A 13,316-nucleotide genomic window follows, 5' to 3' on the forward strand; every position below is an offset into this window, starting at 1 on the left:
TCTAGGAGGCGAACTTGAGCCAAGAGGATCAGGCCATCGTGGAAGTCCGCTTCCGCGCGCTGACGGCGGAGTGGCGTTTGACCACGATGGAGGCGGCGCTGCTGCTCGGCGTCGACGGGGAGTCGTTCGGGCTCGACATGGTGCCCCGCTCGCCCACGTCCGACGCGTGCGAGCGGATGCGACTGCTCGTCAGGCTGCGCGACGCCCTGCCGGCCGTCCTCCCCAGCACCCGCGAGGCGAGCCGCTGGCTGCGGACCTTCGACGAGAACGACCTCTCTCCCATCGTCTTCATGAGCCACGGCCGCGAGCGCATCGCGGCGATGATCGAGGCGGTCGACGCCTACGCGGCGCGCGGCTCTCTCGCGTGACACGCCACGCCGGCGGGCGGCCCATCCGGCCGCCGTTCCAGAGGATCCCCTCCCGTCCCGGGCGGAAGAGGAGGATGGAATGGAAAACGACAAAGGCTACGGAATGGGCGTGCCCTGCGGGGCGGCGCTCGACGCGAGATGCGAGCGCCAGGTGCCGGATCTCTGCGCCCGCCACGCCTGGCGCATGGCGGCGATCCGCCTCCTCGAGTTCGCACGGAGCCGCGGCGAGTACACCGAGGGGCGGCGGACGCCCATCATCGAGGGCCGCGCCGTCACGCTGTGCGCGGGACGCGGATGCGTCACCGCGTTCGCCGAGGTGCGCACGATCGGCGGCGTCACGCTGCGGGACGCGATCCTGCACGTGGTCGCCGCAGTGGATCCCTCCGGGCAGGGTCCGGTCGACCCGGCGACCGCCGACCGGCTGGCGCCCTACGACGGGGCGACGGTCCGCGCCGCCGCAACCGAGACCCTCATTCGGATCCGGCGCGCCCAGCCGAACCAGGAATGACGGCGTTCGCCCGCTCCTCGCGGACGATCGCGCCCATGGCCTCCATGAAGTCCGGGACCCGGCCGGGATCGTCCTCGCCGATGGCGTCCTGGAGGTCGCGCAGGAACTTGCCGGCGTCCATGAGGATGCGGGATCGGCGGCCGAGCGCCGAGCGGCGCTCGTCGAACGGAAGGTCCCGTCGGTCCGTCGGCTCCGCGACGACGTCACCGGCCGCCAGCTCGGCAATCAGCGGCGTCGCTCGCTCCGCACCGCCACCCGTCCCGATGCCCGAGAGCACGGCGACGTCGATGGACCACCGGCCGCGCTCGGGTCCGGGCAGGTCGGCGGTGCGCCACGCGCGCGCCACCGCGCCGCGGATGAGGCGCTCGTCGCGCGTGATCCGCTCGACGATGGGCACGGGCGCGACCCCCAAGTCCGTGATCTCGAGCGCCAGCGCGACATGGATCAGGTCCTCGACCGAGTAGCGCGCCCGCACGCCGCGCCCGACCTTGGCCGCCTTCGGGAAGCCGAGCCTCGCGAGGTACTTCAGGCGGCCCACGAGCGCGCTTCGCTGCGCCGGGCGCAGCCCGAACATCTTCATGAGCACGTTCTCAAGCGTGCCGTAACCGATCTCCATGCGGCGATGATGGACGCGCGGGCGTGACGGGGCAAGCGCCTAGTCGGCCGGCGCGCGGCGCGCGTTGCGCTGCCGGGACCAATCTAAAGTGGCGCCGCGGCATGGTGCTCGACCTGGAGACGGCGCCCGACGGCGTGTTCGCGGCCCGGGTGCGGGACGGCGCGGGGAGCCGGTCGACGACCGAGCGGGTCGCGCTGCACCGGCTCGACGCGGTCGCGACGCTGACCTTCGAGGTCGGGCCGGACCTCTCCGTCCGCGACGTGGCGCTCGCCTCCGCCTCCACCGCGAACCGCAGCGAGGACGCGATGCTGCTCGACGTCGTCGCGGCCACGCGCATGCTCGGGCGCGCCGGGGGCCTTCTCGCGACCTTCAACGGCGCCGCGCACGACCTCCCGTTCCTCAGGCACCGCCTGCTCGCCACCGGCCGCACGGATCGGGTCCGCGACCTCGCCGCGCCCGAGCATGCCGACGTGATGGTGGAGTGGGCGGGCGACGGCCGCTTCCCGCGCCTGGCCGACCTGTGCGCCGCGCTCGACCTGCCGGTCTGGACCGCTGGACGCGGCCGCGGCGGCGTCGAGGAGCGGGAGGCCAAGAGCAGGCTGGACGTCTGCGCGACGTTCGTGCTGCTGCTGACGGTGCGCGCGGCAAAACTCGGCTTGGGACGGCTGGTGGTCGAAGAGGGCTGGCGCGCGATGTCGAAGGCGGTGCTCGCGGCCGGCGTCGACGACCCGAACCTGCTCGGGCTGCTGCGTCACCCCTCAATCGTCCGGATCCGGTGAGCGACCTCGTCGTCTCCTTCTCGGTGGCCGGCGCGCGGCGGTGGATCAGGCTGCCTGGTCCGGCGGCGCTCAGGCGCTTCGCTGCCGAGCCCGACCCGGAGCCCGACGGCGGCGAGATCCACGTCGTCGCCGCATCCACGGGACCGCTCGAGCCGCTCGGCCCAGGCGTGCACACCACGCTCGACGCGGTGCTCGGATGGAGCGGCGAGGATGGATTGCCGCCGCCGGTCGCAGGCACGGCGGCTGAACGAACAGAGGCGGAGGGAACGATCCGAAACGCGTTCTCGCGCGACCTCACCGCGCTGCTCCGTCAGGCCGCGGCCGGCGGCGTGATCGACCGCGGCCAGGCGGCGGCGCTGTCGCGGGCCGCGCGCCTCGCGACGTTCGGCGTCGGTCCGGCCGGGCGGAGAACCGACGGCCAGGAGACCCGCATACTGGGACTCTGATGGGCGGCGGCGTCCTCAGTTCGCCTCGTCCTCATCAGGCCCCAGCCCGGCGCCGCCGTCAAGCCGCTCGCGGTCCGCCCTCGCCCGCACCGCGCCAAGGCTGGCGATGTCGGCGCGCAGCTGCCGCTTCTCCGCCTGCTCCTTGCGCATCGCATGCGACAGCTGGCGCTTGGACCTGCGCCGGTCGGCCTGCCGCGCGGCGGGAGCCGGGGGCTCCTCGAGCGGGGCGACCGAGCGGTTCGCGTAGTAGAAGCGGCGGCACTCCTCGTTGTTCAGCACCGTGGACACCGCGATCGGGCGCTCGTTTTCCGGCTCGCGCCCCTCCGCCCGCGCCTTCTCCGCCCTTGCCGCCACGAGGAGGACGCTGCGCACGTGGATCGCGTCGAGCGAGACTGCCCGATCGGCCTCGCGGAGGCTCTCCACCGCCTCCTTGAGCAGCCCCAGCGACCGCGCGCCCAGCTTGGCGTAGTGAGCGCGCAGCGCAACCGGCCCGCCCTCCTCGCGCGACCGGCCGGCCAGGCTGCGACGGACGGCGGTGGGCTCGGTACCGGCCGGCTGGCCCGACTCCGCGGCGCCATCCGTTGTTTCGAGGTCACTCATGCGTACTCTCCTTCAGCGATCAGGCGACCAGGGGCTCACGCATCCTGCCAGGGGAATTTGGCGGGCGGCCTTGCCCGCCGCTCAGCAGGGCGAGCCGGTCGTCGGCGGCTTGGCCAAGGTCCACCTGGATGCGCGCCAGCTGCCGCGCGGTGGCCGCGGCGTAGTAGGCGGCAAGGTCCTTCGTCTCGTGGCTCAGCAGGTCCGAGATGTCCTCGAGCGGCACTCCGTCCTGCTGCGCCTGGTTGGCGTAGACGTGCCGAAGGTCGTGCAGCAGCGTGGGCGGCAGCCCCGCCATGAACAGGCGGTAGAAGAGATTGAGGTCCTTCGCGCCGAGCGGCCCCGCCGGGGTCTGGAAGAGGAGGTGCCCCTCGATCGGACCCGCCTTGCGCAGGCGTTCGATCCGGACGCGGGGCAGCAGGTCCCAACCCCAGGTCGCGCGCGACAGTCCCGCCAGGTCGGCGATGGAGATGAAGGTCAGGTCGTCGAGCAGGAAGAGGCGGCGCTCGCCCGCGTTCTTCGGGATGGCGCGGTAACCGATGCGCACCTGGCCGTTCACCCGCGCGAACCCGAACCCGCTCACCTGCCAGGCGAGCTGCCGGGCCTCCCCCGAGCGGCCGCCGGTCCTCAAACCCAGCCTGCCGAGCACCCGGGCGAAGCGGGCCATGTGTCGGTACTCGTCGATGTGCACCACCACGACGTCCTGCCGCAGTCCCCAGGTCGCCGCGACCGACCGCGTGCCCCAGGCCTGCACGACCAGGTCGGTGGCGGGCGTGGAGACGCCGGGGATCCGCCACTCGCGGAAGAGCGCCGCGCGCTCGGCCTGCTTGCGCGCGTTGAGCAGCCCCGGCGAGCAGAGGACGCCCGCGTGGTGCAGGCGGATGAACGATGGGACGACGGCGACATCGTCCCGTCCGACGGGACGCACCGCCTCGAAGACCAGGAGGACCTCCTCACCATCGGCCTTGGCCTTCCTGCCCCTGCCTTCGACGTACTGCCGCACCGATCGCCGGTCCCAGGCGTGGGCGCCCGGCAGGAGCCCCGCGAAGAACTCGCGGGCCCGGACCGCCCGGTAGTGGACCACCTGGCGCGATCCATCGGGCACACCGTCCCACGGCACCACGTCCTCCTCGAAGGAGTAGCGGATCTCGCGGACCGAGGGGTCCGCCCGCATCTCGGCGCGGCGCCTCTCGAACTCGGCGTGGTGGAGCTCGACCTGGACGGAGCGGGCCTCGAGCGCCGCCTCCGTCTCGTCGCGCATGTCGGCGATCGCGTCCGAGCGCCCCTTGCGCCGGTGCCGGCTCGCGCGCTGGAGCCGCCGGCCGCGCGTGCGCAGGTCCCGCCCCAGGTGCGTGACCAGGTGCGGGAAGGCGGGCATCGCTGCCTTCAACCGCTTGCCCGTGCCCCGGTAGGTCGCCTTGTGCGCGGCCCAGAGATTGGAGAGCGTGAGCCAGCCCGAACCCACGTCGTGGCGGCGGGCCGCGCTGTCGTGCCAGCCGTCGTTCTTCCCGAACACGTAGGAGCGCAGGACGCCATCGATGGCGATGGCGTCCTTCTTGTCCACGCCGGCGAGGACCTCGGCGGCGACGTGGGCCTCGAACACCTTGTGCACGCAATGGTCGCGGGTGACCTCCCGCCGCCTGGCCGCGACCCACAACCCCGCCATGTTCCTGATCAGCGGATCGGGGATGCGGACGATGGCGCCACGCAGCTTGGCGTCGATGAGCTTCTCGATGACCTCGTCCGGCTCGGCGAGCAGCGTACCCTCCACGCCATCGACGGCGACGAGCGCGGCCCGGAACTCGGCCACGGACACGCCGGGCATCTTGGGTCCCAGGTGGCGCGCGGGCCGGCCCCGCCGGATTATCGCCCGGGCGAACATGTCGGGAAGAACGTGCTCCCCGGCGCGGAACAGGGCGGCGAACTCGCGGTAGGTCCCCGGCAACCCCTCCCGCTCAAGCAGCTCGAGCGCCGCGTCGCAGGTCTCGTTGGGGAAGACGTAGTCGCCAGGGACGGAGAGCCAGTTCGCCTGGCGCGCGATGAGCTCGAATGCCTCGAACGACCGCGGCGACCTGCTCTCCGGTCGGTCCATGATCGACAGCCAGGTGCGCCGCCGGTCCCACCCGCGCTCCTCGATGCAGCCGTGCCGCCCGTTTGGGCCGCCCATCGTCGCGGTCCACGCGCCCGTCTCGACGAGCCAGGTCACCGTGTGATGATCCATGCCCAGGCGGTCAGACACGTCGCGCCTCGTCTCGGGTCCCTCCCCGGTGGTGTCCACGGGGCCGATCCACCGCGCCTGCGAGCGCCGGCCGCGCGGCCTCTTCGCATCCGGTGCCGGGACCCGGCCGACCGGTGGCTCCCCGCCGCCGACGGTCTGACCGCGGGCCTCGACGAGCGCGCCGGTCAGCACGGAGCCATGCCCTGCAAGGCGGCCGCAGCGAAGATCGCCGGCACGGGGACGCCGGGCACGATGTCGCCCTGCGGGATGTCGAGCTCGTCGTCGCGGCGGCGCTGGACCGCGAGCTGCCCCTGGTCGCGTGCGTCCTGGAAGGCCACCTCGAGCCGGCGCTGCCGCCGCCGCACCGCGTTGCCAGCGTAGACGCGGTGCATGGCGTCGAAGTCGGCCCAGTGCTTGGTGCGGCCATGCTCCCTCAGCAGGAGGATCTTGGCCTCCTCGCTGATCGGCATGGCGTCGACCTCGTCGAAACGCTCGATGGTGTGCTCGTGACGCTGTGCGTGGCCCCGTGCGGAGATGCCGCGCCGCTGCATCGAGCGCTGCACGTAGCGCGCCTTGGAACGGTAGCTGTAGGGCCGATCCCCGCGCGGACCGAGCAGGATCGGCGTCGTCTCCAGCTCGCGCCGAGCCTCCTCGCAGCCAGCCTCCGCCCGCGCGCCGACGCGCCGCCAGTAGGCCATGTCCTTGCCGGGCGCGAGCTTCAGGCGGGCTCCGTTCACGTAGCCGCGCACCACGCGCACCCGCCGTTCGTTGACGATCAGCCGCTTAACCCGCCTCCCGTGCGACCGCTTGTTGGGCGAGTCGAACTCGTTGCCGAACCGGGATGCGTCCCACCAGTCCGCGAAGACCCTGTCCTTCGCCTCGAAGCCGCGGCAGCCCGACGCGGCTTCGATCACCTGGCCGACCTTCAGCGCCTCGGGCCAGTCGTCGTCGATCGCCGCCTGAGCCAGGGTGTCGCGGAAGTTCGGCGGGATCGGCTTGGGGCCACCCCACTTCCCGCCCTCGCCGAACTTCACGCGGAAGAAGCCGCTGCCGGGAGGCCGTCTAGGCGCCGTCCGCCGCTTGGCGGACCGGCTAGCCCCGGCGGCGTGGGCGATGGTCCTGGCGCGCGCCTCGCGGTAGGCGCGGTGGCGCTTGCCCACCCGCATCGGCGACTTCTTCAGCCTACGGTAGAGCGGCCACGCCAGGTCCAGCAGGCGGGTCAGCACCCGGATGCCCTGGTCGACGTCGCTCAGTTTGCCGTCCGCGCGGGTCAGCAGGAAGCCGCCCTCGTTCCCGGCGAAAGCCAGCGTGTAGCCGCGCGAGGAGAAGAAGCCGCGCAGTACCGGCTGGGCCTCGCCGCGCTTCGCCTTCAGCGCGAGCAGCTTGCGTCCCTCTTCGCTCTTCCAGCAGTGCCGCAACATGTCGAGCGTCCAGCGCGCGATGTTGGCGTGACTGATGCCGGCGACGCCCTCGCAGGCAGCATTCAGCAGGACGGTCCACTCCTCCAGGTAACCGTTGGGGCCGAACAGCACGAACGGATGCTGGGGGTCGTCGGTGCGGTAGCGTCTGAAGCTAGACTCGGACATGCCCCTCATTTAGGGAAGAATGCGCACTCTGTCCAGTGAGCGGTTTAGTCGAACTGTTTCAGTGACTACTAGCGCATGGAGCGGCAGAGGTGAAAATGTGCAACGGCGTCGAGAATCCCACTGTGGCATATAATTTTCTGACACATGCCATCGGCATAATCCGGGCCCGTGCCGAGTTCTGCGCCACTTTTCCATGCACTAGTGGCGAATGGACAGCGAACGTCCCGCCGTGCGCCAGCGCTCATCTTGAGCGGCTCTCACCCCGGGCGCCCTGGCCAGATGAGTTAGGCCCGCGAGAGGCGCAGCGGGTCCGGCCCGCCATGGATGGTTGCGGAACCCGCCTTTCCACCGGATGATGATGCGCGGAGGTGAGAGCACATGTCGGCGTGGAGGCAGCAGACGTGAGCAGCTGGACCGGCGTCAAAGGAGCCGGCGCCGCGCTCGCCAGTGCGCCCGGCGCGCGTGCAGGGAAAATGAAGACCCAGCGGCTCGGCAGCCGGGATCCGGTCCGAGCATTCCGGTGACGGTGAAAGAGCCAGGCGACGAGCTCCTCGACCCGGTCGCGGCGGCGATCCGGCTGGGCGTGACTCCCGAGCTACTGTTCCACTACGCGAGCAGGGACACCCGCACCACGCTTGGGACCTTCCGGCTCGCCTCCCGCACAGTCGGCGGCCGCACGCTGTTCTCCGAACCCGACCTGGACGCGTTCGACGAGCGTCTCTCCGAGCCGCGCTCAGAGCCCGGAGCCCGGCGCGTCGACTGCGAGGCGGCCGTGACGGCGCACCTACGCGTCGAGGCCGGCGGCGGCTGCGCGCGATGCGGCCGGGGCGTCGCGGTCGAGAACGCCCACATCGAGCCGTACAGCTCGAGCCGCTCGAACCACCACCGCAACGTCGTCCGGCTGTGCGCGGTGTGCCATGCGGAGTACGACCGGGGGCTCCTCACCCGCGAAGAAGTGACGACGTTGAAGCACGTCCTCGTCCAGCGAGTGTGCGATCGCCTCGCCGCCGGGCACTCCACAACCCTGCGGGAGCTTCCACCGCGAGCGCGCCTCCACGGGCGTGCCCGGGATCTGTCGCAGCTGGTGGCGGCGCTGCGCTCCGTGCGATCGGTGGTGGTCCGCGGAGTGGGCGGAATCGGCAAGACACAGCTCGTCCTGCACGGGGCTAACGCCGCCAACACCGGGCGTCCGCTGGTCTGGGTGCCGCTGGAGGAGTGCGGCAGCGAGGCGCTGCTCCAGGCCTATGTCGCCGCCGCCGCCGCGAAGGTCGGCGATGGCGATCCCGTGTCGGTCCTGTCAGGCGTCCGGGCCTGCGTCGTCCTCGACGGGGTCGAGCGTGGTGGCTGCGGCCTCGCCGCGGTGGCCGATCTCGTCGAACGGCTTACCGCGGACGGGCAGGACATCCAGGTCGTGGTGACCACGCAGGCGCGCCTGCCGGAGATCGCGTTCGACGCCGACCTGCCGTTGGCCGCGCTGGACCGGACGGCCTCGGCCGAGCTCCTCCCCGGCGACGTCGACCAGATCGACCGCGAGGATCTGCTCGACATCGGGGACGGTCACCCATTGACCCTGCGGATCCTCGCCGCGCTCGTGCGGCATCTTGGTGACGCCTCCGCGGCGGTTGATCTGCTTAAGGCCCGACGGAACCACCCCATCGAGGTTCCGGGTCGAGCCGCACAGGGCCCCCGCACCTCCCTTGACCTATGCCTGAGCGTCGCGCTCGAGGCCCTGAGCGATCGCGAGCAGACCTCGCTCTGGGTGCTGGCGCAGCTGCCGGCGGGCCTCGCGACCGGCCTTATCAATCCGCGCAACCTAGGCATGGACGATGCGGTCACGACTCTGGCGACGCTGCGACGATGGCACCTCATCGAGGATCAGCCGCTCTGGGACGAGCGGCTGATCACCATGTTGTCGCCTGTGCGGGACTTCGTCCGGCGGGCGGTGGAGACCTCGCCGCCAGCCGGCCTGGGCGAGGTGCGCGTCGGTGTCGCGCTTTGCATCGCCGGCATGGTCGCCCACTTGAACGAGAGGCTGATCCACGGCGGCGAGGTCAGGCTCGGAATGAGGCTGCTCGACCGCGAGCTCCCGAACGCGCTCTCCATCCTGGACCTCGCGCGAGCGGGTTCGGGGGCGGAGCCGCGCCTGCGGTCGCTCGTCACCTGGCTCGCCTTTAGTCTCCAGACCTACTTTTTCACGTCGGGCGCGTTCCAGGCCGGGCTCGACGTGATGCGGGTCGCCGCGGACCTGGCTACGGCCGCCGGTGAGCCATTCGAGGCCTTGGAACTGCTGTCCCAGCTGCAGTCGCTTGCAGGCCGGGCCAATCGCCCGGACCTCGCGGAGGCGGCACTCCGGGACGCGAGGAAGCTGGCGATCGGGGACGATCCGCGGTCGCGCGGAGTCCTGCTGAGCATGGAGGCGCACGTCCTCCATGCGGACGAGAGCTATTGGGCGCGCGACGACACCGCAACAAACGCCGCGCTCGAGGCGGCGCGACGCTCCTTCGACCTGTTGGTTGAGGCCAGCGACGGCAAGATTACCCATCGCGCTGCCCTGTCGCTCCTACAGCAGGCGTGCCTGCTCAGCGACGCTCGCAGGCCGGTCGAGGCCCTGCCCCTGCTCGACCAGGCGATCGCGCACCTGCGCACGGCTGAGGACCCGATCAACACGGGCGCGGCCCTCCAGCGTCGCGGCAACTGCATGGCCGACCTGAGGCGGCCCGAGGAGGCGATGCGGAGCTATGCGGAAAGCGCCGTCCTGTTCCACGAGCTCGAGGCGATGGAGTATCGCTCGAACGCGCTCGGCGAGGCCGGCCTGGTTCTCGCGGAACATCCCGAGGCTTCGTGCCCGCCTGAGATCGGGCCGGAGATCATCGTCGGGGGCATCGACGATACGGTCGATCGGGTCGTGCTCGCGCTTCCCTCCGTCGCCGTGCCCGGCAACGACTGGTCCCACAACCTGACCCGGAAGATCTGCGGGATGATCGTGCTGGCCTCGCTCAGCGCAAATGCGGATTGCCTGTCGCACATGGCGCAGCGGCTGCGTCTCGACGTCGCGGAAGCGCTCATGGCGCGAGAGCCGGAGCAGTCACGGCAGTCGGGCGGCAGCATAGTAACCCGCCACTTCGGCGCGCTGGCATGGCTATGCGAGCACCTCGCCGAGCTGCCGGAAGAACAGGGCTGCATCACCGTGATCGAGGTCGAGTCGCTCGCCGTCCTGGTCGAGGTTGTCTTCCGGGGAGACCTTCGCGACCAGATGTTCGGCTGGCTAGCCCGCTATCTTTCGGAGCGCCACGGGCTTGTCGGGCTGCGCCCCGGAGAGCTGCGCGCCGCGGTCGATGCCATCGGCTTCGGCAGGGCATTCGCACTTGACCGGTTCGACCTGGCCTAGTCGCTGGAGCCAGCGGACCTCATCACCTAGCGAAGTCCTCGTTGAGCAGGTGGTTGCCGTCGATCGAGTATACGGAAAAGTGCTCGCGCTCGAGGTCGGCATAGAAGCCGGCCCACTTCTTCCACCTTATCACCGCGAGCGCCGCGTTAAGCGCGTTCAGGTCGGCCACCTGCACGTTGCTCGCATAGGGATCGGCGCCGCCGGGCTCGGTCATTGGTATGCGCGACCGCTCGCGGACGTGGGCGCGCATGCCTGGCGTGCTCGCGGTCAACCGGACGGCGCCGGTCAGGCCCGCATCCGTGTGCTGGAGACCCATCCCCACGTCGACGTAGGGAACGTCGAGCCGCTCGAGCTCGGCGAGGATGATCGGCTTGGCGGCCGGATCGTCGAGGCACACGAAGGCGAAGTCCATGTGCGCGAGCAGGTGGAGCGAGTGCGGTCCGAGCCGAACCGGGTGGGGTACTATGCCCCGGTGCATGGCCGAGTAGATCCGGTCGAAGTGGTCCACTTTCCGGCGCTGCGCCCTAAGGTCGTCCAGGCTCGCCGCACCCGGCGCGCGGAAGCTGTTGTGCTGCCGGAACTCGTCGTGGTCGACCAGATGGATGCGCGCGACCGGGGTCTTGGCGACCAGGTCGAGGACGTAGCCGCCGGTTCCCCCCAGCCCCAGGATGCCGACGCTCTGCCGCTCAAACCTGGCTGCAAGGCCGCCGATCCCCACCCTCGAGCTCGCAGTGTCGACGTAGGCGAACGGCGAGGCGGAAGCCTCGGACACCAGGACGCGGCCGAGGCGTGCGGTCGCCTGCGGGTCGAGCGCCTCGGCATGGCCGGCGAGCAGCGCCACCATGGTGGTCACCATGTCGTGGTAGCTCTCAAAGCGCCCCTCCGGTGGCAGGGTGCAAAGCATGTGCTGGGTCACGAGGCCGCCGCCCCAGTCGCGCCGAAAGCCGGCGGTCACCGCGCGCAGCGGCCGCCCCCTGTCGTCGCACGGCCTTCCGCCCGCGAAGTGGGCCTGGTGGTGCATCGGCGGCACGATGATGTCGCCCGCCAGCTCGAGCTGGCAGACCAAGGTGCCACGGCAGACCCGCCTCGCCTCGTCGACATACGGGACGTCGCCCACGACCAGCCGACCCTGGCCCAGCCAGACGGAGTAGCCCTCCTCCGCCAGGCGACGAATGTCGGGCGTCGGCTCAGGACTTGGTGGTCGCCGTGACATTGAACCTGATCCCCGGCTCGAGCCTTGTCGCCTGGTCTGCGACCAGCGATCCCTCCGGCCGATCGGCCGGACCGCGGCGGTAGGTCACCGTGAACGACCTGCTCGCCTCGACGGGGAGGTTGGGAAAGGCCAGATCGACCAGCCGTTCGAACGTGAGCTCCCGCTCGGCAACCGCGCGCTCGCGGCCGTTTACGACGATGGGCACCATGGCGGTGCCGTAGCCGCATGGGCGCAGCCCCACCATGGGCGGGAACTCGCCGGTCAGGTCGACCAGCCCCCCTGGGCGAACGCCGGCGCCGTCCAGCACGACCTCGTAGTCGTCGTCGAAGCCCGCAATCGCGCGGATATCGTCCTCCAGAATGGCCGGCGCGCCCCAAGCCCAGACCGATCCCGCGACACGGAGGTGGCGGACCTCGCCGCTCCTGAAGGAGCGGAACTCGGGCACGTCCCCGAGAGCCAGGTCCAGCCGCTCGCCCGCCGCGACGACGCGGGCGCGGCCGCCATCGGTCCTGACCAGCAGGTGAGCCTGCACCGGCTCGGCACCAGCGGCCCTGAGCACGGCCTCGCCTGTCACGGGACCGGGCGGCAGCGCCACGTCCATCCCGTCCACGATCGCGACCTGGGCCGCCCCCTCCTCGTTCGTCGTCATCCTCCAGTCCTCCTGTGCAAGCGGTGGTATAGGCTGCCATCCGCCCCCGGCGGGGTGGTCGACAGAGGTCGTACGAGCGTCTCCAGGATACGCGCGCGCAGCTGAGCCGCCGGCATGTCCGAGCGCCCCTCCGCGAAGTCGACGAGCAGCTCGGCCACGGCTGGGTCCGCCGCGGGGTCGGACAGGCCCAGATCACCGACCACCTCGATCAGGATCTCCAGGGCGCGGAACCGCAAGCCGACGGGCCCGGGCGGCGGGAGATGGACCCGCTGCAGGCACGCCCGGAGCGTGGGATCGAGCGTTCCCGGCTGCTCCACCGATACGAGCCAGGTAACGTGTCCCAGATCGACCACCGCCCCGAGCGCGTCCTCGCGCCACCTGGCCGCCTCGCCGGCCGCCAGCATCCGTGCCAGCAGCGCCTGCACGTGCGGTGAGGCGCGGTCGATGCCGGTCACCAGGACTAGCGGATTGGCGCAGCGCGTCGTCGCCATCGCCAGCACGGGGAGCGACGGAAGGACGAGCTCGGGACCGCGGCGCTCGCCGCGCAGCTGCAGGACGGAGTCGGGCTCGGATAGGTCCATGGGCACCAGGGGGACTCCGGCGGCCTCAGCCACCCTGCGCGCGGCGTGGCCACGGCCGGTCCCGGGGTCTCCGACCAGCAGCGTCGGCGGCAGGCCGAACCAGCGCTCGCCGGACTCCAGCCTGCGGCGGCCCTCGTCGGCGACCGCGCGTACCAGGCTGGGGAACCACTCGGCGGGCAGCCCGAGATCGGGCCCGAGCCGCTTAAGGGCGTTACCCCCGAGCAAGTGCAGCGGGCGGTCCAGGCCGAGCGGCACCGGACGCGCCGAGAAGCCGGCTGCGACCGCCACCTCGGGCTGGGCGGGCTCGGCCCGTGCCCCGACGCGGACGAGCGAGCCCGGGTCTGTCACGGCTGGCACGACAGCCATC

General features: G+C 71.5%; 12 protein-coding genes. 5 read left to right on the forward strand and 7 right to left on the reverse strand.

Annotation, left to right across the window (positions count from 1 at the left end):
• Window positions 1–14 precede the first annotated feature (14 nt).
• Entirely contained in the window at window positions 15–368 is a 354-nt protein-coding gene (locus CA236_RS11290) for a hypothetical protein (protein ID WP_125945667.1), read from the forward strand.
• Between the two features lie 79 nt (window positions 369–447).
• On the forward strand, window positions 448–876 hold the full coding sequence (locus CA236_RS11295) for a hypothetical protein (protein WP_125945668.1): 429 nt from the start codon (window positions 448–450) through the stop codon (window positions 874–876).
• Here CA236_RS11295 and CA236_RS11300 read toward each other — a convergent pair.
• Entirely contained in the window at window positions 839–1,492 is a 654-nt protein-coding gene (locus CA236_RS11300) for a hypothetical protein (protein ID WP_125945669.1), read from the reverse strand. The two genes, CA236_RS11295 and CA236_RS11300, sit on opposite strands and share 38 nt — an antisense overlap.
• A 101-nt stretch (window positions 1,493–1,593) precedes the next feature.
• On the opposite strand from CA236_RS11300, the gene CA236_RS11305 reads away from it, so the two are divergent.
• Together CA236_RS11305 and CA236_RS11310 are read left to right on the forward strand one after the other, a co-directional pair.
• Window positions 1,594–2,271, forward strand: a complete 678-nt coding sequence (locus tag CA236_RS11305) for a hypothetical protein (RefSeq protein WP_125945670.1) — start codon at window positions 1,594–1,596, stop codon at window positions 2,269–2,271.
• On the forward strand, window positions 2,268–2,717 hold the full coding sequence (locus CA236_RS11310; protein ID WP_125945671.1) for a hypothetical protein: 450 nt from the start codon (window positions 2,268–2,270) through the stop codon (window positions 2,715–2,717). Before CA236_RS11305 ends, CA236_RS11310 begins: the two co-directional genes overlap by 4 nt.
• Window positions 2,718–2,732: 15 nt before the next feature.
• On the opposite strand, the gene CA236_RS11315 is transcribed toward CA236_RS11310, so the two are convergent.
• From CA236_RS11315 to CA236_RS11325, 3 genes are read right to left on the reverse strand one after another with little or no spacing between them, the layout of a single operon-like run.
• A complete protein-coding gene (locus CA236_RS11315; RefSeq protein ID WP_125945672.1) occupies window positions 2,733–3,317 on the reverse strand; it encodes a hypothetical protein in 585 nt (194 codons plus the stop codon).
• A gap of 19 nt (window positions 3,318–3,336) precedes the next feature.
• The gene (locus tag CA236_RS11320) at window positions 3,337–5,724 is read right to left on the reverse strand and encodes a site-specific integrase (RefSeq protein ID WP_125945673.1); all 2,388 of its coding nucleotides are present in this window, start codon (window positions 5,722–5,724) and stop codon (window positions 3,337–3,339) included.
• Window positions 5,718–7,118 (reverse strand): hypothetical protein, encoded by a 1,401-nt coding sequence (locus CA236_RS11325; RefSeq protein ID WP_125945674.1) that lies wholly within the window; start codon window positions 7,116–7,118, stop codon window positions 5,718–5,720. Before CA236_RS11325 ends, CA236_RS11320 begins: the two co-directional genes overlap by 7 nt.
• Before the next feature lie 520 nt (window positions 7,119–7,638).
• Between CA236_RS11325 and CA236_RS11330 the strand changes: the two genes are divergently transcribed.
• Window positions 7,639–10,506: an HNH endonuclease gene (locus CA236_RS11330; RefSeq protein WP_125945675.1), complete on the forward strand. Its 2,868-nt coding sequence runs from the start codon at window positions 7,639–7,641 to the stop codon at window positions 10,504–10,506.
• Between the two features lie 22 nt (window positions 10,507–10,528).
• On the opposite strand, the gene CA236_RS11335 is transcribed toward CA236_RS11330, so the two are convergent.
• The 3 genes from CA236_RS11335 to CA236_RS11345 are packed head-to-tail and all read right to left on the reverse strand — an operon-like array spanning window position 10,529 to window position 13,315.
• A complete protein-coding gene (locus CA236_RS11335) occupies window positions 10,529–11,719 on the reverse strand; it encodes a ThiF family adenylyltransferase (protein WP_125945676.1) in 1,191 nt (396 codons plus the stop codon).
• Complete coding sequence (locus CA236_RS11340; RefSeq protein ID WP_125945677.1) at window positions 11,694–12,368, reverse strand: multiubiquitin domain-containing protein; 675 nt, start codon at window positions 12,366–12,368, stop codon at window positions 11,694–11,696. The genes CA236_RS11335 and CA236_RS11340 overlap by 26 nt, the downstream gene beginning before the upstream one ends.
• On the reverse strand, window positions 12,365–13,315 hold the full coding sequence (locus CA236_RS11345) for a hypothetical protein (protein WP_125945678.1): 951 nt from the start codon (window positions 13,313–13,315) through the stop codon (window positions 12,365–12,367). The genes CA236_RS11340 and CA236_RS11345 overlap by 4 nt, the downstream gene beginning before the upstream one ends.
• Between the last annotated feature and the right edge of the window lies 1 nt (window position 13,316).

The organism is Sphingomonas sp. ABOLG (genome assembly GCF_003950435.1).
GTDB lineage: Bacteria > Pseudomonadota > Alphaproteobacteria > Sphingomonadales > Sphingomonadaceae > Sphingomonas > Sphingomonas panaciterrae.

Bases quoted from the DNA above. Each gene is read 5' to 3' on its own strand.
- CA236_RS11315 (WP_125945672.1), bottom strand. From the start codon at position 3,317: ATGAGTGACCTCGAAACAACGGATGGCGCCGCGGAGTCGGGCCAGCCG.
- CA236_RS11335 (WP_125945676.1), bottom strand. From the start codon at position 11,719: ATGTCACGGCGACCACCAAGTCCTGAGCCGACGCCCGACATTCGTCGC.
- CA236_RS11295 (WP_125945668.1), top strand. From the start codon at position 448: ATGGAAAACGACAAAGGCTACGGAATGGGCGTGCCCTGCGGGGCGGCG.
- CA236_RS11325 (WP_125945674.1), bottom strand. From the start codon at position 7,118: ATGTCCGAGTCTAGCTTCAGACGCTACCGCACCGACGACCCCCAGCAT.
- CA236_RS11300 (WP_125945669.1), bottom strand. From the start codon at position 1,492: ATGGAGATCGGTTACGGCACGCTTGAGAACGTGCTCATGAAGATGTTC.
- CA236_RS11305 (WP_125945670.1), top strand. From the start codon at position 1,594: ATGGTGCTCGACCTGGAGACGGCGCCCGACGGCGTGTTCGCGGCCCGG.
- CA236_RS11340 (WP_125945677.1), bottom strand. From the start codon at position 12,368: ATGACGACGAACGAGGAGGGGGCGGCCCAGGTCGCGATCGTGGACGGG.
- CA236_RS11345 (WP_125945678.1), bottom strand. From the start codon at position 13,315: ATGGCTGTCGTGCCAGCCGTGACAGACCCGGGCTCGCTCGTCCGCGTC.